The 22,092-nt window shown below is 45.7% G+C and carries 25 protein-coding genes; 17 read left to right on the forward strand and 8 right to left on the reverse strand.

Annotated elements, in window-relative coordinates; genetic code table 11:
- Nucleotides 1-189 precede the first annotated feature (189 nt).
- The 5 genes from BTO10_RS22060 to BTO10_RS22080 all read left to right on the forward strand — a co-directional run bounded on the left by BTO10_RS22060 (nt 190) and on the right by BTO10_RS22080 (nt 6,075).
- Nucleotides 190-768, forward strand: a complete 579-nt coding sequence (locus tag BTO10_RS22060) for an aminodeoxychorismate/anthranilate synthase component II (RefSeq protein WP_102425085.1) — start codon at nt 190-192, stop codon at nt 766-768.
- 464 nt (nt 769-1,232) lie between these two features.
- Nucleotides 1,233-2,444 (forward strand): aspartate aminotransferase family protein, encoded by a 1,212-nt coding sequence (locus BTO10_RS22065; protein WP_105025837.1) that lies wholly within the window; start codon nt 1,233-1,235, stop codon nt 2,442-2,444.
- Between the two features lie 107 nt (nt 2,445-2,551).
- Nucleotides 2,552-3,571 carry an arginine N-succinyltransferase gene (astA, locus tag BTO10_RS22070; protein ID WP_105025838.1) on the forward strand — a complete coding sequence of 340 codons (1,020 nt, stop codon included), beginning with the start codon at nt 2,552-2,554 and terminating at the stop codon, nt 3,569-3,571.
- Between the two features lie 39 nt (nt 3,572-3,610).
- Entirely contained in the window at nt 3,611-5,068 is a 1,458-nt protein-coding gene (astD, locus tag BTO10_RS22075) for a succinylglutamate-semialdehyde dehydrogenase (protein ID WP_105025839.1), read from the forward strand.
- Nucleotides 5,069-5,283: 215 nt separating this feature from the next.
- The gene (locus BTO10_RS22080) at nt 5,284-6,075 is read left to right on the forward strand and encodes a DUF1338 domain-containing protein (protein WP_105025840.1); all 792 of its coding nucleotides are present in this window, start codon (nt 5,284-5,286) and stop codon (nt 6,073-6,075) included.
- 175 nt (nt 6,076-6,250) lie between these two features.
- On the opposite strand, the gene crp is transcribed toward BTO10_RS22080, so the two are convergent.
- From crp to BTO10_RS22110, 6 genes are all read right to left on the reverse strand, one after another.
- Entirely contained in the window at nt 6,251-6,883 is a 633-nt protein-coding gene (gene crp, locus BTO10_RS22085) for a cAMP-activated global transcriptional regulator CRP (protein WP_004410522.1), read from the reverse strand.
- Nucleotides 6,884-7,123: 240 nt separating this feature from the next.
- Nucleotides 7,124-7,993: a phosphoribulokinase gene (locus tag BTO10_RS22090; RefSeq protein ID WP_008222326.1), complete on the reverse strand. Its 870-nt coding sequence runs from the start codon at nt 7,991-7,993 to the stop codon at nt 7,124-7,126.
- A 77-nt stretch (nt 7,994-8,070) separates the two neighbouring features.
- Entirely contained in the window at nt 8,071-8,283 is a 213-nt protein-coding gene (locus BTO10_RS22095) for a YheU family protein (protein WP_004737179.1), read from the reverse strand.
- Between the two features lie 127 nt (nt 8,284-8,410).
- Nucleotides 8,411-9,391: a hydrolase gene (locus tag BTO10_RS22100; protein ID WP_105025841.1), complete on the reverse strand. Its 981-nt coding sequence runs from the start codon at nt 9,389-9,391 to the stop codon at nt 8,411-8,413.
- Between the two features lie 270 nt (nt 9,392-9,661).
- Nucleotides 9,662-10,132, reverse strand: a complete 471-nt coding sequence (locus tag BTO10_RS22105) for a TIGR02444 family protein (protein WP_004737181.1) — start codon at nt 10,130-10,132, stop codon at nt 9,662-9,664.
- Nucleotides 10,129-12,051 (reverse strand): ABC transporter ATP-binding protein, encoded by a 1,923-nt coding sequence (locus tag BTO10_RS22110; RefSeq protein ID WP_105025842.1) that lies wholly within the window; start codon nt 12,049-12,051, stop codon nt 10,129-10,131. The genes BTO10_RS22105 and BTO10_RS22110 overlap by 4 nt, the downstream gene beginning before the upstream one ends.
- A 171-nt stretch (nt 12,052-12,222) precedes the next feature.
- Between BTO10_RS22110 and kefG the strand changes: the two genes are divergently transcribed.
- From kefG to BTO10_RS22135, 5 genes are all read left to right on the forward strand, one after another.
- A complete protein-coding gene (gene kefG, locus BTO10_RS22115; RefSeq protein WP_004737183.1) occupies nt 12,223-12,807 on the forward strand; it encodes a glutathione-regulated potassium-efflux system ancillary protein KefG in 585 nt (194 codons plus the stop codon).
- Nucleotides 12,794-14,590, forward strand: coding sequence for a glutathione-regulated potassium-efflux system protein KefB (gene kefB, locus BTO10_RS22120; RefSeq protein WP_105025843.1), 1,797 nt, complete (start codon nt 12,794-12,796; stop codon nt 14,588-14,590). The genes kefG and kefB overlap by 14 nt, the downstream gene beginning before the upstream one ends.
- 148 nt (nt 14,591-14,738) lie before the next feature.
- Nucleotides 14,739-14,939 carry a YheV family putative zinc ribbon protein gene (locus BTO10_RS22125; RefSeq protein ID WP_004737184.1) on the forward strand — a complete coding sequence of 67 codons (201 nt, stop codon included), beginning with the start codon at nt 14,739-14,741 and terminating at the stop codon, nt 14,937-14,939.
- 94 nt (nt 14,940-15,033) lie between these two features.
- Complete coding sequence (gene slyD, locus BTO10_RS22130) at nt 15,034-15,585, forward strand: peptidylprolyl isomerase (RefSeq protein WP_105025844.1); 552 nt, start codon at nt 15,034-15,036, stop codon at nt 15,583-15,585.
- Between the two features lie 187 nt (nt 15,586-15,772).
- On the forward strand, nt 15,773-16,738 hold the full coding sequence (locus BTO10_RS22135; protein ID WP_105025845.1) for an isoaspartyl peptidase/L-asparaginase family protein: 966 nt from the start codon (nt 15,773-15,775) through the stop codon (nt 16,736-16,738).
- Between the two features lie 115 nt (nt 16,739-16,853).
- Here the strand turns inward: BTO10_RS22135 and BTO10_RS22140 are convergent, their stop codons facing one another.
- On the reverse strand, nt 16,854-17,081 hold the full coding sequence (locus BTO10_RS22140) for a SlyX family protein (RefSeq protein ID WP_004737187.1): 228 nt from the start codon (nt 17,079-17,081) through the stop codon (nt 16,854-16,856).
- A 5-nt stretch (nt 17,082-17,086) separates the two neighbouring features.
- Nucleotides 17,087-18,064, reverse strand: coding sequence for a WD40 repeat domain-containing protein (locus BTO10_RS22145; protein ID WP_105025846.1), 978 nt, complete (start codon nt 18,062-18,064; stop codon nt 17,087-17,089).
- Nucleotides 18,065-18,195: 131 nt separating this feature from the next.
- Between BTO10_RS22145 and fkpA the strand changes: the two genes are divergently transcribed.
- The 7 genes from fkpA to rpsG all read left to right on the forward strand — a co-directional run bounded on the left by fkpA (nt 18,196) and on the right by rpsG (nt 22,059).
- Nucleotides 18,196-18,972 (forward strand): FKBP-type peptidyl-prolyl cis-trans isomerase, encoded by a 777-nt coding sequence (gene fkpA / locus BTO10_RS22150; protein ID WP_102425866.1) that lies wholly within the window; start codon nt 18,196-18,198, stop codon nt 18,970-18,972.
- Nucleotides 18,973-19,177: 205 nt separating this feature from the next.
- Nucleotides 19,178-19,903, forward strand: coding sequence for a helix-turn-helix transcriptional regulator (locus BTO10_RS22155; protein WP_004737190.1), 726 nt, complete (start codon nt 19,178-19,180; stop codon nt 19,901-19,903).
- A complete protein-coding gene (gene tusD / locus BTO10_RS22160; RefSeq protein ID WP_004737191.1) occupies nt 19,897-20,286 on the forward strand; it encodes a sulfurtransferase complex subunit TusD in 390 nt (129 codons plus the stop codon). Before BTO10_RS22155 ends, tusD begins: the two co-directional genes overlap by 7 nt.
- Complete coding sequence (gene tusC / locus BTO10_RS22165; protein WP_105025847.1) at nt 20,283-20,639, forward strand: sulfurtransferase complex subunit TusC; 357 nt, start codon at nt 20,283-20,285, stop codon at nt 20,637-20,639. Before tusD ends, tusC begins: the two co-directional genes overlap by 4 nt.
- 8 nt (nt 20,640-20,647) lie before the next feature.
- Nucleotides 20,648-20,923 (forward strand): sulfurtransferase complex subunit TusB, encoded by a 276-nt coding sequence (gene tusB, locus BTO10_RS22170; RefSeq protein WP_105025848.1) that lies wholly within the window; start codon nt 20,648-20,650, stop codon nt 20,921-20,923.
- Nucleotides 20,924-21,105: 182 nt separating this feature from the next.
- The gene (gene rpsL, locus BTO10_RS22175; RefSeq protein ID WP_004737194.1) at nt 21,106-21,480 is read left to right on the forward strand and encodes a 30S ribosomal protein S12; all 375 of its coding nucleotides are present in this window, start codon (nt 21,106-21,108) and stop codon (nt 21,478-21,480) included.
- A 108-nt stretch (nt 21,481-21,588) separates the two neighbouring features.
- Complete coding sequence (rpsG, locus tag BTO10_RS22180) at nt 21,589-22,059, forward strand: 30S ribosomal protein S7 (protein ID WP_004737195.1); 471 nt, start codon at nt 21,589-21,591, stop codon at nt 22,057-22,059.
- The last annotated feature ends 33 nt before the right edge of the window (nt 22,060-22,092 follow it).

Raw genomic sequence — 22,092 nt, forward strand, 5'->3', positions numbered from 1 at the left:
CTAACGGTGAAAGTGAGTACACGTCACCGAATGCGGGTAATTGACAGTTATCTGTAAACAATTAAGGTCAACTTAGGTTGGCCTTAATTATTGGTGAAATGCAGTTTCCACTTGCCTTTCGCTATAGGTATTGCACAATACCGCCCCTATATCTCCCAATCATTTAGTATTTAGCAAACGATTTCACCCATGTTACTTATCATCGATAACTACGACTCTTTTACCTATAACTTATATCAGTATTTCTGTGAGTTAGGGGTAACTGTAAAAGTTGTACGCAACGATGAAATTGATATTGCGGGTATTGAAGCGCTTAATCCTAGTCATCTTGTGATCTCCCCGGGTCCTTGTACGCCGGATGATGCGGGTATCTCTCTACAAGTCATAGAACACTTTGTTGGCAAGTTGCCGATCTTAGGTGTGTGTCTTGGCCATCAAGCCATTGCTCAGGTGTTTGGCGGTGAAGTGGTGAGAGCCAGACAAGTGATGCACGGTAAAACCTCACCAATACGCCACAATGGTAAGAGCGTTTTCCAAGGGCTAAATAACCCACTAACCGTCACGCGTTATCACTCCCTTGTGGTGAAAAACGGCACACTACCAGATTGCTTTGAACTGACTTCTTGGACAGAGCTTGAAGATGGCAGTATGGATGAGATCATGGGCTATCAACACAAAACCTTGCCAATTGATGCGGTTCAGTTCCACCCTGAATCGATTAAAACAGAGCAAGGGCACCAACTTCTGGCTAACTTTTTAGCACGTTAAGTGTTTAAAGCAGGCGTTTTACTCTCCTAAATAGGTGAGCTTAACCTGCGAACTCCTTCGTTATACGTTTTAATTCGAGTTTTACCGAGCTCGATCCTTCTGACGCCGATCACTTTTTATAACATTTCTTCCTCATCAGGCTAAGTTTTTAGCCTATGCAAAGTTATTCGCCGTATTTCCTTTTGAACCCAATATACCGCTGTGCCAGTAAGGCTTTGCCTTTGCAGGATAGGCGTATACGTAAAAAAAGCTTCATAAAACAGGTTGATTGATGCATAAATAGTCATAGGTAGTGAGGTTTAGCTGGTTGTGAGGGATGGCTAAAGAATAATCCACTATTGAAAACGTTAATTAAATGTAAATATAATGCTGCAGCGGGATTGTAGCGAGACAAAATTTTTTCGTCTCACTTATGAATCATTACGCTTATTTGCGAAGCTTGCGGTATCGAGAAGGAATGTACGATGACAGTGGAAAATAATGTAGAACGTAGTCTATTTAATGAGGTGATGGTGCCTTGTTATAACCCAATGGAAATGATCCCGGTAAAAGGGGAAGGCGCACGTGTATGGGACCAACAAGGCCGAGAGTATATCGACTTTGCTGGTGGTATTGCTGTGAGCTGTTTGGGTCACTGTCACCCAGCAATGGTGAATGCCGTTACTGAGCAAGCAAACAAGATTTGGCACCTAAGTAATGTAATGACCAACGAACCTGCACTGCGTCTAGCGAAGAAGCTAACTGACGTATGTTTTGCAGACAAAGTATTCTTTGCGAACTCTGGCGCAGAAGCGAATGAAGCAGCACTTAAGCTAGCTCGTCGTTGGGCAGCGGATGTTCACGGTCCTGAGAAATCTGAAATCATTGCATTCAAACAAGGTTTCCACGGTCGTACTTTCTTTACTGTAACCGTTGGTGGTCAAGAGGCTTACTCTGATGGCTTCGGTCCTAAACCTGGCGATGTAACTCACCTGCCTTACAACGATATTGCGGCTCTAGAAGCGCATATCTCTGATCGCACTTGTGCAATCATGATGGAACCTCTGCAAGGCGAGGGCGGTATCATTGCTCCAACGGCTGAATTCGTGAATACGGTTCGTGAACTGTGTGACAAACACAATGCACTGCTGATTTTTGATGAAGTGCAAACAGGTAATGGTCGTACTGGTGATTTCTATGCTTACCAAGGTCTAGGTGTAACACCAGATATCCTAAGCACGGCGAAGTCACTAGGTGGCGGTTTCCCTATCGGCGCAATGCTAACGACATCTGAACTGGCAACACACCTTAAGATTGGTACGCACGGTTCTACTTACGGTGGTAACCCACTAGCGTGTGCGGTAGCAGAAGCTGTAGTTGACGTAGTTAGTCAACCTGAAATTCTGGCTGGCGTGAAAGAGCGCGAAGCGCTATTCCGTGATGGTCTAACTAAGATTAACGATAAATACCAAATTTTCAGTGAGATTCGTGGTAAAGGCCTACTGTTAGGTGCTGCACTGAATGACGAATGGCAAGGACGTGCGCGCGACGTATTGGTAGCAGCAGGCGAGCAAGGTCTGATGGTACTGGTTGCGGGTGCAAACGTGGTTCGTTTTACTCCATCACTGGTTATCACTAAACAAGAAATTGAAGAAGGCTTATCAAAACTAGACAAAGCAATCGCTACGCTAGTTTAGCCTGAGCGGCGTCATAGGAATGATCGCCACTAGAGCGATCCCATGACGTACTGCTAAAGGCCCAAACTTCTGGTTTTGGGCCTATTTTGCATCTGGAGGGAATATTGATGCTAGTTGTTCGCCCAATAAAACTGTCTGATTACGATGCGCTGCACACCTGTGCAGTTGAATCAGGTCATGGATTCACATCTCTTCCGGTTAACGAAGAATTGTTAACTAACCGAATTACCCACTCTGAATACAGCTTTGCGAAAGCAGACGTGACTGAACCTGGTGATGAAGGTTACCTAATGGTGGGTTTCGACGCCGAAACTGGCGAAGTCGCTGGTACAACAGGTATCGAAGCTTCAATTGGCTGGGATGTACCTTTTTACTCGTACCACATCAGTAAAGTGGTGCACTCTTCACAGCGCCTTAAAGTGAATAACGTGGTTAAGCTGTTGACCTTCGGTAATAACTACACAGGTTGCAGCGAAATTTGTACGTTGTTCTTACGTCCTGATTACCGCAAAGGTTTGAACGGTCGATTGATGTCTAAGTGTCGCTTCCTACTGATGGCTGAGCACCCAGAGCGTTTCTCGAAAACGATCTTTGCTGAGATGCGTGGTGTCTCAGATGCAGAAGGCAATTCGCCATTTTGGAAATGGTTGCAAGAGCATTTTTTCTCGATTGATTTCACACTAGCCGATTATCTAACAGGTATTGGTAAGAAAGGCTTCATCGCGGATCTTATGCCGAAGCTGCCAATCTATGTAAACCTATTGAGTGAAGAAGCTCAGGCGGTGATTGGTCAAGTGCACGACAACACTCGCCCAGCATTGAAACTGCTGGAGCGTGAAGGTTTTACTAATCGTGGTTACGTCGACATCTTTGATGGGGGACCAACGGTTGAGTGTGATTTAAGAAACATCGAATCTGTACGTCACTCCGTTCGAGCACAGGTTCAAATTGCAGAGCACTCTAGCTCTCAAGACTTCCTAATTGGTAATACCTCGTTTGAAAACTTCCGCGCAGTAGCCGCGAAAGGTGCGTATGACCAAGCAAGCGACACAGTGATTTTATCATCTGAAGTAGCAAGCGCTCTTGAAGTAAAAGAAGGCGATTTCGTTCGCATGCTGGCTCAATAAGAGCAGTGATTATCTGTCGAAGATTTTAAGGATAGAAGTATGACTCAGTGGATAGCAGGACAATGGGTGGCAGGTCAAGGTGACGCCATGACATCAGTAAGCCCATACAACAACGAAGTAGTGTGGCAGGGTGATAGTGCAACACCGGCACAGGTTGAATCTGCAGTGGCAGCGGCTCGCGAAGCATTTCTAGTTTGGAAAAAACTGAGCTTTGCTGAGCGTGAAGCGATCGTGTTGAAGTTTGCGGAAAAGGTAAAAGAGAACAGCGAAGAGATCGCGCAGATTATCGCAAAAGAGACGGGCAAACCTATATGGGAAACTCGCACTGAAGCCGGCGCAATGGCGGGCAAGATCGCTATCTCTATTCGTGCTTACCACGACCGTACTGGTGAAGCATCACGTGAAGCAGCGGGTAACCAAATTGTACTTCGTCACCGTCCGTTGGGCGTGATGGCGGTGTTTGGTCCTTACAACTTCCCGGGCCACCTACCTAATGGTCATATTGTTCCTGCATTGCTAGCGGGTAACACTGTGGTATTTAAACCTTCAGAGCAGACACCTTGGACAGGTGAATTTGCGATGAAGCTATGGCAAGAAGCGGGTCTTCCTGCGGGTGTAATCAACCTAGTGCAGGGTGCTAAAGAGACAGGTATCGCACTGGCGGATGCTAAAGGTCTTGATGGTGTGCTATTCACGGGTAGTGCTAATACGGGTCACATCCTTCACCGTCAATTCGCGGGTCAACCAGGCAAGATGCTGGCACTAGAGATGGGTGGCAATAACCCAATGGTGATCAGTGACCAATACGGTGATGCAGACGCAACGGTATACACCATTATTCAATCAGCGTTCATCAGTGCTGGTCAACGTTGTACATGTGCTCGTCGCCTGTATGTTCCTGTTGGCGAGAAGGGCGATCTGCTACTCGACAAACTGGTCGCAGCGACGCAAAAGATTCGTGTTGATCAGCCATTCGCTGAACCAGCTCCTTTTATGGGGCCGCAAATCTCTGAAGCTGCAGCTAAGTTTATTCTAGAGGCACAAGCTAACCTGCAATCTCTAGGTGGTATTAGCCTAGTGGAAGCAAAAGCGGGCGAAGCAGCATTTGTTTCTCCAGGCATTATCGATGCAACCAACATTGCTGATCTACCAGATGAAGAGTACTTCGGTCCATTGCTGCAAGTGGTTCGTTATCAATCGCTAGAGCAAGCGGTTGAGTTAGCTAACGACACTCGCTTTGGTCTGTCTGCTGGTCTGGTATCAACCGACGATGCTGAGTGGGAATACTTTGTTGACCATATCCGCGCGGGTATTGTTAACCGTAACCGCCAGCTAACAGGCGCAAGTGGTGATGCACCATTTGGTGGCCCGGGTGCGTCAGGTAACCTACGTCCAAGTGCTTACTACGCAGCGGACTACTGTGCTTACCCAATGGCTTCAATGGAAGGTGGTGAAACTCAGCTGCCAGCAACATTTAGCCCAGGTATCGAACTGTAGTTTAGATTGATATTAAGCTAAGGCTTATTCAATAGTTATGAGATAAGGAAGCGGCGTATCGCTTCCTTACTTTAACCACGCTCAGCATCAAGATTGGGCGGCAGATAATAATAGAACAAGTATGTCACAGGCTGATGGCTGCTGACTTTGTGTCTCAGTCTCTCCCTTTCTAATCCAAATCACTAGCTTGCTAGAACCTCTGACAAGGAGTCACCATGACGCCCGATCTACTCTTTAAATCACTATGGGACGATTACATTCACAGACTTTGCCCGTCGGCAGAGAAAGTACATCACTTGCTAAAAGAAGATGAAGCGCTGATCAATGATCACATTGCATTGCGTACTTTTAATGTTGCCCCTCTAGGTATTGAAACATTAGCCAAACCTTTCCTTGAGCGGGGTTACAAAGCATGTGGTGATTACTTGTTTGAAAGTAAGAAGCTAGTGGCTAAACACTACGAACACCCAGATCCAAAGCAACCGAAAGTGTTCATTAGTGAGTTGAAGGTAGAGGAGTGTTCTAGTGAATTACAGCAGATCGTTGCCAAATTGGTTGAGCAGGTTGATGTAAGTAAGTTAGAGGGACACGAATTCCTATTTGGTGGCCGCCTTTGGGATTTGAGCTTCGCTGATTTCCAACTGTTAGCGAAGGAGAGCGAATACGCCTCTTGGTTAGCGGCTCACGGTTACGGTGCTAACCACTTCACAGTTAGTGTCAATCAACTGAACAAGTTCGATGAAGTGCAAGCTGTGAATGATTACCTAAGTGATGCTGGCTTTACGATTAACGCATCTGGTGGTGAAGTGAAAGGCTCTCCAGAGGTGTTATTAGAGCAATCATCAACCATGGCAGATAAAGTGCCAGTGGCATTCGTTGAAGGCAATGAGATGATTCCTGGTGGCTTCTATGAGTTCGCTAAGCGTTATGCGATGGCCAATGGTGAGCTTTATACCGGTTTTGTTGCTGCATCGGCGGATAAGATCTTCGAAAGCACCAACGGGTAACGAAAGGTACGAGCACGGGCTTTGCTCGAGAGGTGCGGGTACGCTTCGCTTTGAGAATGTTTACAAGGCGAGAGCCTCACGTGTTCCATTCGTATCTCGCACCTTCTCTCAATAAAGAAAAAGCCACCAAATTCGCATTTGGTGGCTTTCATATTTTTGACTCAGTTAATCGAAATTAACGAGTGCCGTATACCACGATAGTCTTACCGTGTGCAGAAATTAGGTTCTGCTCTTCTAGCATCTTCAAGATACGACCTACTGTCTCACGAGAACAACCAACGATTTGGCCAATCTCTTGACGGGTGATCTTGATTTGCATGCCGTCAGGGTGAGTCATTGCATCTGGCTGTTTCGCTAGGTTTAGTAGCGTTTGAGCGATACGACCTGTTACGTCAAGGAACGCTAAGTCACCAACCTTTTGGCTAGTTACTTGTAGGCGGCTTGCCATTTGCGCTGAAAGACGCATTAGGATGTCTGGGTTCACTTGGATAAGTTGACGGAACTTCTTGAAAGAAATTTCAGCTACTTCACAAGGAGATTTAGCACGAACCCAAGCTGTACGCTCTTGGTCTTCTTCGAACAAGCCTAGCTCACCGATGAAGTCGCCTTGGTTTAGGTAAGAAAGAATCATTTCCTTACCTTCTTCGTCTTTAATAAGAACTGCCACAGAACCTTTAACGATGTAGTACAAGGTCTCTGCCTTTTCACCAGCATGGATCAAAGTACTTTTTGAAGGGTACTTATGAATATGACAGTGTGAAAGGAACCACTCTAATGTTGGATCGGTTTGAGGTTTACCTAGAACCATAATATCTCACTTCCTCTGCAGGGTATGCTTGCCGCTTTCCGTATTTTAGCTAAGCCTGAATTGACTTCTTAGGATAAGAGCACTCGGTGAGCGCTGCAAGCTATCTTGTGTTTCGTTTAAGAATAGTATCCTTTTTCAGGTACTATTTCTTGATTTTAATCGTGACCAAGCTACGATTTTTTACGCAAAATTGTGCACATGATCACGGTATGAAAAGTAATCAGCCAGAATGCCGTTTTGTTAACCTATTTTCCCGGTTTCGATGAGTTGTTGTAGGATTGGCCTCACAATGAGCTCCATAGCAAAACTCATCTTGCCACCTGGCACCACTAGGGTGTTATGACGAGACATGAATGAGCCATCAATCATTGCCAAAAGGTAAGGGAAATCGACGTTTTTGATGCCGCGCAAACGTATAACTACGAAGCTTTCGTCTAAACTTGGAATCCCTTTGGCGTTGAGTGGGTTCGATGTATCTACAGTTGGAACACGCTGAAAGTTGATATGAGTACGCGAAAATTGCGGGGTAATATAGTTAAGGTAATCATCCATTGAACGAACAATGGAGTCCATTACTGCTTCACGTGAGTGGCCACGATCGCGTGTGTCACGAACGAACTTTTGAATCCACTCTAGGTTTACGATAGGAACCATGCCAATCAGCAGGTCGACGTGTTGTGAGACATTAATGTCGCCATCAACCACGCCGCCGTGTAGGCCTTCGTAAAACATCACGTCTGAATTTTCAGGGATATCTTGCCATGGCGTAAAGGTGCCCGGCATTTGATTATAAGGAACCGCTTCGTCAAACGTATGTAGGTAACTACGTACTTGGCCAGTACCTTCATTTCCGTATTTACGGAAAAACTCTTCTAAGGCCCCGAAGTCGTTGGCTTGTGGACCAAAGTAGCTGATGTGCTTACCTTGCTCGCGCGCCTTACGGATCTCGACATCCATTTCTGGTCGAGTGAAGCGGTGAAAACTATCCCCTTCAACCCAAGCGGCCTTCACGTCCATCATGTTGAACATTTTTCGGAAGGCTTCTGAGGTAGTGGTGGTGCCGGCTCCTGAAGAACCCGTCACCGCAATAATTGGATGTTTAGCGGACATGACAACCCTTGTCTTATGAGTAACTTACTTGTTAGCAATCGTTTTCCACTATAACACGGCTCTGTGTTAAGCGCAGCTTAGAAGCGTTTTGTTAGCTGGATATCAACGGTCTCGTGCAGTTCGGAAAACACGATGTTAGCCTCACCAGAAGCTAATTGATGTTTCACTTGGTCAATCTTGTTTTGTAGAGAGATCTCCACGTCGCCGTAGTCTGTACCCTCACGAAGTACGAATTCTTTGATGAGATTTTCCAGTGTATCAGGCTCAATGTCTTTCCATGGGATGATCATAAATACTTCTCTCTTTTATGTTCATTGATATGTCGATGAGTGTGTCTAGCGGTGTTTTTAGTACAACCCCAATTAGGGGCTGCGCTATCTTATCAAGGTTTCACTTATATCTTTAGTAGGCTTAGCGTTATGCCGAGTCTTGAATACTTTCATAGTAGGCTGGTAGCGCTTCTTCTAACCAAAACCTTGGTTTTAGTGTACTACCAGTAATGAACCCAACATGACCCCCTTTCTGGAACAAGCGATAATCGATGTTATCCGGCAGAACGAATTTAGGAATCACATCATCAGTCATGAAAGGATCGTCTTTAGCATGAATTATCTGAGTTGGTAGCGTTATCTTATTGAGCTTAGGAAGAGCTGAGCACTGTGCGTAATAGTCTTGAGCGTTCTTGAATCCATGCAGAGGTGCGGTGATTCGTTCATCAAACTCATACAACTTATCAATTTTCTTGATTGTCTCTGCGGTGATGTCGAGCTTCTCTTGCAGCAAGTTAATCTTTTTTAGGGCGTTTGATTTGAGAGAGCTGAGCAGGTACTTCTTGTAGAGCTTAGAAAAGCCTTTCTCAATGCGACTCGCACAACAAGCCAGATCAAACGGAGCTGACACTATGGTTGCTGCTGATAGCAGGGGATCGTCTGAATACTCAGCCAGATAATTTGCTAGCATGTTTCCGCCTAAAGAGATGCCGACCGCCACCTTAGGGATGTTGGGAAACTGTGCGTGCAGGTGTCTTAGGAAAAAGCGAGCATCTTCAACTTCACCTGAGTGATATGCACGAGCCAAGCGGTTCGGTTTACCGCTACAGCCTCTAAAATGCATCATCACCGACAACCAACCATCCTTCGCAAACGCATTCATCAGCCCGTTGGCATAAGGGCTCTCAAAACTGCCTTCTAATCCGTGGAACAGAATAAAGATAGGTTTGTTGCTTGTTAGTTCATCGTTATCTGGTGATTCACTCCAAGCAAGGTCTAGGAAGTCCCCATCAGGTGTTTCTAAGGTTTGCCACGTAGGGTGGAACAACGCCTGCTTTCTGATAAACCTTGGCACTAAAGTTTGTAAGTGTGGGTTAGATAAACCAGCAGCTGCGGTAAATATGGTCATAAAACAGTCCGTGCTTTTTATGGGCTTTGAAAAGTATTAAGTATTGCGATGCGCCCACGTTTTTATTTGAGCTTGGTTGATTCTCGGTGCTAGCGCAAGCCTTTCACTGAGACTCAATGTAAAAACATGTTGTGAGTAACTGATTGAATATTATCAAACTTGTACGAGCTAGCCTCTGCTTGCTATGAGCACTCGTTTTGTTAGGTGGAGCGAAATATCAATACGAGAGTAAGCTTGTACCGGAACAACTCAAAAGAGAAAGAAAACGAGTTAAGGCTGAGGGGCGGGTTCAGAAAATGCGTCATAGAGGTTTTCTGCCCCGAGTAGACGACAATATTGCAGAGCCAGTGGCGCTTGTTGATTGGTGAACAATTGCAGCGAGTTGATACAGTCGACAAGATCGGATTGCTGCTGTTTCTCAAGTTGCAGTTCAAACTGTAAGGCTTCACGGTAGAGAGAGTCGACAACATGCTCTTTAAGGTGCTTACGTAACTCTCGATAACTATGAAGTAGGGTTTCGGAGCGGCTTAAGCACTGTTGTACTTTGTGCCACTCTTCTTCTGCAAAAGACACCTGCTGCTCATCGAGCCATTTGAGGAGCAGCAGTAGATTGACGTTGCCGTGGAACTGGTTTTGCAAAGCTAAGCACGCATCTTTAACACCGCGCACACTGTAATACTGAAGGCTAAATTGCCATAGTCGTTCCAGTGTTAGTGATATTGGGGCGTGCTTTGGGCTCATAAGCTATCCATATCCTGTTCCATCTGCTCAAGCTCTTCTTGAGTGGACATCCAATCCATTTCAACTTCTTCAAGTTGTGATTTACTGCTCGCTTGTAGGGCGAGTACTTCATTCAGTTTAGCCTTATTTTCAGCTTCATACAGTGAAGTGTCTGATAATTGTTGCTCGGCTTCTTCAAGAGCAAGCGTCAGTTTATCCATCTGCTTTTCAAATTGAGTCAGCTTTTTACGGATTGGTGCGGTTAACTTACGGAACTCCGCTTCTTTACGTTTTTGCTCTTTTTTCGCAGCAGCACTGTTGGCGCCATCTTTCGCTGGAGTCTGCGCTTGTGCTTCTTTGCGTTCTACTTTTTGCTGTTCGGTTAGCCATTTGTAGTAATCGTTCAGGTCGCCGTCAAACGGTGCAACTTGGCGGTCGTGTACAAGGTACAGGTCATCAGTGGTTGCACGAAGTAGGTAACGGTCGTGCGATACGATAACCATCGCGCCTTCAAATGTTTGTAGAGCGAATGTCAGCGCCTGACGCATATCGAGATCCAAGTGGTTGGTTGGTTCATCGAGTAGCAATAGGTTCGGTTTTTGCCATACTAGCAGCGCCAATACTAAACGTGCTTTCTCACCACCGGAGAAAGGAGCCACTTTATCCAGTGCTTTCTCGCCTTGGAAGCCAAAGCTACCTAGATAATCACGCAGCTGTTGTTCGGTGTGCTTAGGCGCAATCTGCATCATGTGTTGCAGTGGTGTCTCTTCTGGGTGCAGCGTTTCTAGTTGATGCTGTGCGAAGTAACCAATCTTAACGCCTTGTGAGTAGCTCAGTTCGCCGCCTTGCTGTTTCAGTTCACCAGAAAGCAGCTTAATAAGTGTCGATTTACCTGCGCCGTTACGACCCAGTAGACCGATACGGCTCCCTGGAACAAGGTTAAGGCGAATCTTCTCTAGGATTAATTTGTCATCGTAGCCTGCAGAGACCTCATCCATCATCATGATTGGGTTTGGTAGCGCGTCTGGCTCTCTGAACTCAAAGCTGAATGGGTTATCAAACTGAGCTGGCAGTACTTGTTCCATTTTCTCTAGCGCTTTAATACGGCTTTGCGCTTGGCGAGCCTTTGAAGCTTTATAACGGAAACGGTCGATGTAGCTCTGCATGTGAGCCATCTGCTTTTGCTGCTTCTGGTACATCGCCTGTTGCAGAATCAGTTTTTGCGCTCGTTGATTCTCAAACGATGAGTAGTTACCTGTGTACTCATTTAACTTTTGGTTTTCTACGTGCACGATGCGGTTGACGATAGGGTCTAAGAAGTCTCTATCGTGCGAGATAAGAATCAGTGTGCCAGGGTAGCTTTGTAGCCAACGCTCTAGCCACATTACCGCATCTAAGTCCAAGTGGTTGGTTGGCTCATCGAGCAGCAGTAAGTCACTGCGGCACAGTAGGGCTTGCGCTAGGTTCAAACGCATACGCCAACCACCTGAGAATTGGGTCAGGTTCCACGTCATTTGTTCTTGGCTAAAGCCTAGGCCGTCTAGCAATTCGGCTGCGCGAGCCTTAATACTGTAACCACCAATGGTTTCTATCTTGCCGTGAATCTCTGCGACGAGTGTGCCGTTGTCGGCTACTTCCGCTTTTTGCAGCTGACCTTCAAGGCCACGATATTCACGGTCACCATCAATCACGTATTCAATTGCTGTTCTTTCTAATGCTGGGGTTTCTTGAGCAACCCACGCCATTTCCCAGTGAGCAGGTTTGCTGAATGAGCCAGCATCAATCGATAGTTCGTCTTTAATTAAAGCGAACAGCGTCGATTTACCACAGCCGTTTTTACCCACCAAGCCAATCTTGTCGCCAGGGTGAAGAGTCGCAGATGCTTGGTCGAGGAGGGGCTTACCGCCGCGTAGCAATTGAATATCAGAGAAAGTAATCATAGAAATAGCATTGAAATTAGAGATGAACAGACGCCTGCATAGTAGGCTTAAACCAGATAAAAGTCGATCACAATGCAATTTGCGTTATGATGCCAATAACATATTAATAACTTTTGCTTAAATTCTTGTGGCCTTGCCACCGTTTAGCCTTAAAAGGAAAGCTTCAAAGGAATGAGTAATACTCCCTCGACAGACAAAGTAGTGCCCAAAGTATTGGTTATCTACGCGCACCCAGAGCCAGAAACCTCTATTGCCAATCAGATGATGGTTAAGAAAATAGAGTCGCTCGAGCACGTTAAAATTCACGACCTCTATGCCATCTATCCTGATTTCTTTATCGATGTGCCTTACGAGCATTCTCTGCTCCTTGAATATGATGTGATTGTGTTCCAACACCCTCTGTTTATGTATTCCTGTCCTTCACTGTTAAAAGAGTGGTTTGACCGAGTCTTGGGTAAAGGCTTTGCGTTTGGTGAGCAAAGTGCACTGAAAGGTAAACACTGGCGCAGTGTCATCACTACGGGTGGTAAAGAAGAGGCGTTTGGAGCAGCAGGCTATAATAAATATCCATTACAAGAGATTTTACAGCCTTTCGAACTCACAGCCGCTTTGTGTCAGATGAACTGGATTCCACCTTTGGTTTTACACTGGGCACGAAATGTCTCAGACATGACTCGTTATCAACACGCAGAGGCTTATCGAAACTGGTTGCGAGACCCGCTACAAGATATAGGAGCGAACGATGGCTCTGACTAATGATTTTTTGCAAAGTAGCGTTATATTCCTTGCTGCAGCCGTGGTTGCGGTACCTATCGCTCAGCGCGCCGGTTTAGGCTCAGTTTTGGGCTACTTGCTGGCGGGTGTGGCAATTGGCCCATGGGGGCTTGGTTTAATCAGCGATGTAGAAGCGATTCTACACTTTTCCGAATTCGGGGTGGTGCTGCTGCTCTTCCTGATTGGTTTAGAGCTTAACCCTAAAAAACTGTGGCAGATGCGAGCGCCTATTCTCGGGCTCGGTGGCGCGCAAGTGCTGATTACCACTCTGATCATCACCGCTATCGCCTGTATGTTTGGCTTAACGTGGCAAACAAGCCTAGTAATAGGCATGGGTTTAGCCTTATCTTCAACCGCGATCGCTTTAAGGGTCATTGAAGAGCGAGAGCTTGGTGGTAAAGAAGCTGGGCAATCTGGCTTTGCGGTTTTGCTATTCCAAGATATTGCCGTGATCCCTATGTTAGCGATGTTGCCTCTGCTTGCAGGTAACACGGGCGGCAGTTGGACAGACATGTTGTGGATGTTAGGTGGTGTGGTTGGTTTACTAGTCGGTGGCCACTTCTTGTTGAGGCCTCTTTTCCGCTATGTAGTCATGAGTGGTGTGCGTGAGTTGTTCACCGTTGCTGCTCTGCTATTGGTAATTGGTATTGCCGTTATCATGCAGCAGATAGGCTTGTCGATGGCTCTGGGTACTTTCTTAGCGGGCGTACTTCTAGCGGAAAGTGAATACCGACATGAGCTGGAAATCGCGATTGACCCATTCAAAGGGCTGTTACTTGGTCTGTTCTTTATCTCGGTCGGTATGGCCGTTAACTTGGGGTTATTGGCCGAAAGCCCGTTTGCAATACTGATCGCTGTTCTTGCGTTAGTCGTACTAAAAGGTTTGGTTTTGTACGCTCTTGCTCGAGTGTTTGGTACTCAAGCCAAAGCACGTAGCCGCATGGCAATGATTCTTAGCCAAGGCGGTGAATTTGCTTTCGTTATCTTCACAGCGGCAAGTGCACAAGGCATCTTGAGTGGTGAGCAAGTGTCGTTCTTGCTAGTTGTTGTGAGTCTCTCAATGGTGACCACGCCATTAATGCTTAAGCTGCAAGATAAGTTCTTTGCTCGCCAATTGAATCAAATTAGCGAGAATGCGATGTCTTCGGATGTGGTTGATCGTAGCCCTCGAGTGATTATTACCGGCTTTGGTCGTTTTGGTCAGATCATTGGACGTCTGATGTACGCTAATAAGATCCGTATTACGATCTTGGAAAGTGACGCTAGCCAAATCCACATCCTGAGAAAGTTTGGCTACAAGGTATTTTACGGTGATTCCACTCACTTAGAGCTGTTACGAGCTGCGGGGGCAGATAAGGCCGAAGCGATAGTGTTGTGTACAGACTCTCCAGACGAAATCATGAAAACCGTCGACTTGTGTAAGCAGCATTTTCCACGTCTGAAAATCTTGGCACGTGCACGAAGCCGTGTTGAAGCGTACCAATTGCTCAATCACGGGGTAAACAATTACTCGCGTGAAACCTTCCTTGGCGCATTGGACCTTGGCCGTCAAACTCTGACTGAGCTTGGCATGCATCCATACAAAGCGAAGCGAGCAGAAGCACATTTTAGGAAGTTGGATAATGGTATGCTGAAAGAGTTACTGCCTCAGCACAATGAAGACGCAGAGTTAGCCCAAAGAGCGAAAGAGGCTCGTAAAGAGCTTGAAGAGATCTTTGGGCACGAGATGGAGAATGACCACCAATCTCGTAACTATTGGCAATAGCCTCTGTTTACAGTGAACGGCTCGAGTATGTAATGCATGCTTTGAGCCAAAAGTTATTGCCAAGAGAAACCTAATAATAAACGTGGTCCTATTCGCTTCCATATCAAGCATAGAGAACCGCGAATCCAGAGTAGTAAAGGATATTAACGTGAAACAGAAAAAACGCTTTATCGCAGGGGCGAGCTGCCCAAGCTGCAATACTCAAGACACGCTTCGTTGGTGGATTGAGAATAATATCGAGCTGGTGGAATGTGTCGATTGTGACTTCTCAGAGCAACGTAAACCGAAAACTGTAGAGAAATCTGAACACGCGAATCAAGAAATGATCGGTATTTTTAAGCCTGAGTGATTGAGTTTCGATAATTGATCCCCATAATATCCTGGTACAGAATTTTTCCTAAGCTCAATTGTTAGAGCTTAGTCCAAACCTCCTTGGAGCTCTCATGAAAATTGAAAAGAACGTAGTAGTTAGTGTTGCATATCAAGTGAAACTTGAAGATGGCGTAGTAGTTGACCAATCAACTGCAGAAGCTCCACTAGATTACCTTCACGGTCACAACAACCTAATTACAGGTCTTGAAAAAGAGCTTGAAGGCAAAGTTGCTGGCGACAAGTTCTCTGCAACTGTTACTCCAGAAGACGCTTACGGCGAGCACAACGATGCACTAGTGCAACGTGTTCCTGCTGACGTATTCCAAGGTGTTGAACAAATCGAAGTTGGTATGCGCTTCCTAGCGGATACTGACCAAGGTCCAATCCCAGTAGAAGTAACTGAAGTAGACGGCGAAGAAGTTGTTGTTGATGGCAACCACATGCTAGCTGGCCAAACTCTAACGTTTGACGTTGAAGTAGTAGCGGTTCGTGAAGCGACTGAAGAAGAAGTTCAACACGGTCACGTACACCAAGAAGGCGGCTGCTGCGGTGGCGAAGGCCACGACCACGGTGAAGAGAAAAAAGACGGCTGCTGCGGCGGCGGTAGCTGTGGTTCTCACTAATACCGAGTTAACGGTTTAGTTTTAGAATATGAAAGCCTCCCTTGTGGAGGCTTTTTTCGTATTGGGGTTGTGCTTTCTGGCGTGAGCATGACCGCTAGCGAAAGATTTGTTGTTGCTATCAGACATCGAGCTTTGGATATGATATTGATAGCGACAGATAATAAGAATACGTCAGTGGAGAGTATACATGTCGCAACCTTTTTCAATTGCCATTCACGGTGGTGCTGGAACCATCTTGCGAGAGCAGATGAGTGATGAGCTAAAAGCGGGCATTACTGAGGCTTTAGAAAAATCAGTGTTAGCTGGTTACCAAGTGCTGCAATCGGGCGGTGATGCGTTGGATGCGGTAGTGGCATCGGTAAAGGTGATGGAAGACAGTCCACATTTCAATGCAGGTAAGGGCTCCGTTCTTACGCATGATGAGTTTGTGGAAATGGATGCGTCGGTGATGCACGGTCGTGAAATGGATGCGGGTGCCATTGCTGGTGTTCGCCACATTAAAAACCCGATCGAATTAGCTCGCGATGTGATGCTGAAAAGCGACCATGTACTGTTGATTGGAGAAGGGGCAGAGAAGTTTGCCTTTGAACACGGCTATACCTTTACTGAGCAAGACTATTTCTTCACTGAGCGCCGTTACGACCAGCTTCAATCGATGAAAGAGAAGGGCGTATTTGCTCTGTCTGAAGCGAAATACGATGGGCAGCAAGCTGAAAAATATCCAGACGACAAAAAGTACGGCACGGTTGGCGCTGTGGCATTAGATCAAGTGGGTAACTTGGCGGCAGCGACCAGTACTGGTGGTGTGACAAACAAGAAGTACGGCCGAGTCGGTGATTCGCCAATCATTGGTGCGGGCACTATTGCTGAGAATGGTAATGTTGCGGTTTCTACCACAGGCATGGGTGAGTTCTTCTTAAGAAAAATGGTTGCCAGTGATGTGGCTGCGCGCATGCGTTATCTTAAAGAAGACGTTCATACTGCATGTGAACATATCATCCAAGGTGAATTGAAAACCATGGGTGGCGAAGGTGGTTTGATCGCAATTGACGGTCAAGGTGATATTCACTTCGGCATGAACAGTTCCGGTATGTACCGTGCTAGCGTTGATACTGAAGGACGAGTGGAAGTGAAGATCTATGCCGATGACTAACCAAGCTCCGGTGTAACTCAAATTCCCAATCAGATACACAAGAGGCGACAGATATTCTCTGCCGCCTTTTGTTTTTCAACCAGAGCAATAAGCCGTAGCTTGTTGGCAACGCACATTAGTAATGTGGTGGTGGTGTCTCTTCGGATGCGTCAGCTAAGTTCGATCCATCAATGTTCTTCACTTTACCCACTACATATTTCATTTGGTCTTGCATCTTAGTGATCAACATCTGTTGTTGGCTAAGCGCTTCATTAAGTTCTTCAATGGTTTGCTCTTGGAAAGCTAGCTGACATTCTAAGTCATTAACGCGGCTTTCTAACTGTTCAACTCGCTTTTCTGTCATCGTTCTTAATCCACATTCCAAGCTTGGGCGATGCCCGCAGAGGTGCCCGATATTACACGGTTCTTATCATCAAAGGCTGCATCATACACTACCGCACGAGGAGGGCGAGTATCTTTTAGTGGCTCTGCATCGTGTCGTGAAAGTCGTTTGCCATCCTGAGCATCCCAAACACTCACCTGGCTGGATGGAGTACCGGTCACTAACAGGCTGCCATCATCGGAAAAACGGGCACTGGAGAATATCAGCTGTCTCGACCAACTCTGTAGCTGAGCTTGAGGTTCACCCGTTTTAAGATCCCAAATCATCGCTTGATTGCCACCATCAGAGGTAAAGGCTAATTCGCCATCCCGTTGTAAGGCGACACGTACGACTCTTTGCTTGTGTTCAAAGGTGCGCAATACCAAGCCAGTTTCGGTGTCCCACAGATAGGCTTTGTAGTCGTTACCACCGGAAAGTGCATAGCGACCGTTCGAAGAGAGGGCGACGGAATTAACTTTTTCTCTATGAGCAAGGAACTCCAGACGGCGTCCGGTGACTAAGTCCACATAGATGGCTTTACCATTCGATAAACCGAGTAGTACTTTTTCACCATTGCTAGAGATGTCAACATCGCGAATCAAGCCGTCAGAGATAGACCATAGTCCTTCAGCTTGGGTCCAAGATAGGTCCCAAACGGCGAAGTTCATTTGGCTGGCAGTAATGGCAAAGCGGCCATTGTCAGAGATTCGAATACGCGACACTTGGTTTTCGGACTGATCTTGAGGGCCAAGTTGGGCTAACTCTTTGTTTTCGGCAAGGTCCCAAAGCAGCAATTGTTTCTGCTGAGAGTAGAGCAGGGCGAAGCGTCCATCTCTGCTTAAAGCAAAGCTGGTGGCGCCGCTGGGCTCAATTTCCCAACGCTGCTCATCGTCTTGAAAGAAAAAGCATCCATTTAACAAGGTGATGACAATTGCACATAGCAAGGAATGGAAAAATATTTGCATCACTTCTAATAATCCGGTTTGTGTCGAAAGACATATGACTAGTATATTGTTATAACTAACGTATTCACACCAATCTAATCATTAGATTTGTGCACAATAACCAATGGCTTGGCCATTAATTGGAGAATTCAATGAAATCAGTTTTAAAAGTATCACTGCTTGCCGCAACGGTTATGCTAGCAGTTGGTTGTCAGAAAGAAGAACCAAAGGCAGAAGCACCTCAAGTAGAAGAAGTTAAAGTAGAAGCAGTAAACTTTAAAACCGAAGATGACAAAGCGGCATACGCAATCGGCGTATCTTTCGCTAACTACCTGAGCACAAGCATTGATAAGCCAAGCGAGCTAGGCATTAACCTAGACAAAGACATGGTTCTTCAAGGTATTGAAGACGTATTCGCAGAAAAAACGGCACTAAACGAAGAAGAAACTCGTGCAGCACTTGAAGCTCTAGACAAGCGTGTTGCTGAAACTATGCAAGCACAAGCGGCAGAGAAATCGGCAGCAACTAAGAAAGCTGGTGATGACTTCCGTGCTGAATTCGCTAAAACTGAAGGCGTTAAGCAAACTGAATCTGGCCTACTTTACCAAGTAATGACACAAGGTGAAGGCGCTTCTCCAAAAGACACAGATACCGTTCAAGTACACTACAAAGGCACACTAACTGACGGTACTCAGTTCGACAGCTCTTACGACCGTGGTGAACCAGCAACATTCCCTCTAAACCGCGTAATCCCAGGCTGGACTGAAGGCGTACAACTAATGCAAGTTGGTTCTAAGTACAAATTCGTAATCCCGCCAGAGCTAGCATACGGTGAGCAAGACACACCGACAATCCCTGCTAACTCAACGCTAGTATTCGAAGTTGAACTACTAAGCATTGATAACGCTGAAGCACCTGCTGCTCAGTAATAGCTGAAAGAAATCCCGCTGTAAAAAGCGCAGATTGACTAAAAAGCCTAACTTCACGTTAGGCTTTTTTTATGATTCAAATATGAGTATTTGATTTTTAAACTTGTTCTAAATCACTAGTTGCAATGTTAGCTAGGTGTGCAATTAAAATTTTCTGATAAACTTACATAAATTTGTTGATTTTTCACACGAAGGTAAGGAATAAGTGACTACTACAGAAACAGTCAATGCAGATGTGTTACTTGAAATGGAATCAGTCAATGTCATGCCATTCAGTGAACACGATAAAATCATTCTAAGATCTTATGAAGCGGTGGTAGACGGCATTGCGAGTCTAATTGGCCCATTTTGTGAGATCGTTTTGCACTCTTTAGAAGACCTCAACACCTCTGCAATTAAAATTGCTAACGGTGAGAATACGGGGCGTCAGGTTGGCTCGCCAATTACTGACCTTGCATTGAAGATGCTAAAAGATATCGAAGGTTCTAAGCGTAACTTCTCACGCTCATACTTCACCCGTGCTAAAGGTGGCGTGTTGATGAAGTCGATCACAGTGGCTATCCGTAATGGTGAAGACCGAGTGATTGGCCTGCTGTGTATTAACGTGAACCTGGATGCGCCTTTCTCACAAGTGCTGCAATCTTTCATGCCGACACAAGACGCAGACGAAGCTGCCTCATCAGTTAACTTTGCAAGCGACGTTGAAGAGCTTGTCGACCAAACGGTTGAGCGCACTATTGAAGAGATCAATGCCGACAAGTCAGTATCGAACAATACCAAGAACCGTCAAATCGTGATGGAGCTGTACGACAAAGGTATTTTTGATATCAAAGATGCGATTAACCGTGTTGCTGAGCGATTGAATATTTCTAAGCACACAGTATACCTATATATCCGTCAGCGTAAAACAGAGGATGAAGAGGGTTGTTAAGCTATACACTCCTAGTTAATGGGCCTCTCTACGGTTCACAGTCAGCAAGAAGTGCTTACCAGTTTGCCGTGGCTCTGCTTCAACAGGGCCACAAACTCCACAGTGTATTCTTTTATCAAGACGGCGTAAGTAACGGCTCTGACCTTACTGTGCCAGCTAATGATGAGTTTGATTTGGCTGCGGCTTGGCAGAAATTGGCAAATGAACACAATGTGAGTCTTGAGACCTGTGTTGCGGCGGCACTAAGACGTGGCATCATCAGCTCTGAAGAAGCAGAGCAGCATCAGTTGAGTGGCTCTAACTTAGCTTCTGGATTTACCCAGGCTGGTTTAGGGAGCCTATCGGAAGCGCTACTCACGCAAGACAGAGTGGTACAGTTTTGAGAAAATTAGCCTTTGTATTTAATAGCTTTCCTCATACTACCGCTGCGGGTAGGGAAGGTTTAGACGCGTTATTAGCTGCGTCCGCATATAGTGAAGATATCGCCGTGTTTTTTGTTGGTGATGGTGTGACACAACTTCTCAAAGCACAGCAGCCTGAACAGACACTGTCCCGTGACTACATTTCGGCGTTTAAGTTGATGGATCTGTACGACATCGAACAGGTATACGTTTGTCAACGAAGCCTGAGTCAGTTTGGTCTTTCCGCTGATGACTTGTTGATTGATGTCACCGTCGCTGAAGCTGATGAGTTAGCGCAGACGTTAGCTCAGTGCCAACAGATACTGACTTTCTAGGAATCGCTATGCTTCATATTGTTAAAACAGCGGATAAACTCAAGCTTGCACTTATCTACTCTCAACCACAAGACCAGTTCTTGTTAGTTGAAGATGCAGTGTATCTTTGCCTTCCAAATCATGAGTTATTCACTCAAATCAGTGCAGTCGAGCACATGTCGGTATTAAAACCCGATCTAGAGAGTCGCGGCCTACAACAGTTGGCCTCTGAAGCCATCCCGCAAATAGGCTTTGATGGCTTTGTTGAATTGACGGTTTTAAATGACAAATCAGTTACTTGGTAGCTATGTTCTATCAGTTTGGTCAAAACTAGACCATCCTGAGCTCTAGACGGCTAAAAAAGATCTGTATATTTCTTGACACACATCCCACTGCTGAATAGAATTTTGCGTCCCTAATTGCGACATGTAGTTAGGGATAGATTTTTCACAAAGCTTACTTTCAAGTAAATTTCAGGAGCTAGTTAATGGCAACTATTAACCAGTTGGTTCGCAAACCTCGTGTAAAGCAAGTTGTTAAAAGCAACGTGCCTGCACTAGAAGCGTGCCCACAAAAACGTGGTGTATGTACTCGTGTTTACACTACTACACCTAAAAAACCTAACTCGGCACTACGTAAAGTATGTCGTGTACGTCTAACTAACGGTTTCGAAGTAACTTCGTACATCGGCGGTGAAGGCCACAACCTACAAGAGCACAGTGTTGTACTAATCCGTGGCGGTCGTGTAAAAGACCTTCCGGGTGTTCGTTACCACACTGTTCGCGGCGCACTTGACTGTGCTGGCGTTAATGACCGTAAACAAGGTCGTTCTAAGTACGGTGTGAAACGTCCTAAGTCTTAATTGATTCTCTTTTTTTAAAAAGAAATCGTTAAGTAAGGCCAAACACTATTTTATTTATTATTCTGAAAAGTTTTGGAAAAAACCTGAAGAAGACAACGGAGAATATCCATGCCACGTCGTCGCGTAATAGGTCAGCGTAAGATCCTTCCAGATCCAAAGTTCAAATCTGAACTGCTGGCAAAATTCGTTAACATCCTAATGGTTGACGGAAAGAAATCTACTGCAGAAAAAATTGTTTACACTGCACTAGATGCAATGGCTGAGAAGTCTGGTAAAGACCACTTAGCTGTATTTGAAGAAGCTCTTGAAAATGTTCGCCCAGCGGTAGAAGTTAAATCTCGCCGTGTAGGTGGTTCAACTTACCAAGTACCTGTAGAAGTTCGTCCGGTTCGCCGTAACGCACTTGCTATGCGTTGGGTAGTTGAAGCTGCGCGTAAGCGTGGTGAAAAATCTATGGCTCAACGCCTAGCTGCTGAAATGCTAGACGCGTCTGAGAACAAAGGTACTGCGGTTAAGAAACGTGAAGACGTTCACCGCATGGCTGACGCAAACAAAGCGTTCGCACATTACCGTTGGTAATACCTTTTTAGTGCTGCAAGGTTCCTTGCAGCA

Source organism: Vibrio chagasii, assembly GCF_002954585.1.
GTDB classification, from domain to species: domain Bacteria; phylum Pseudomonadota; class Gammaproteobacteria; order Enterobacterales; family Vibrionaceae; genus Vibrio; species Vibrio chagasii_A.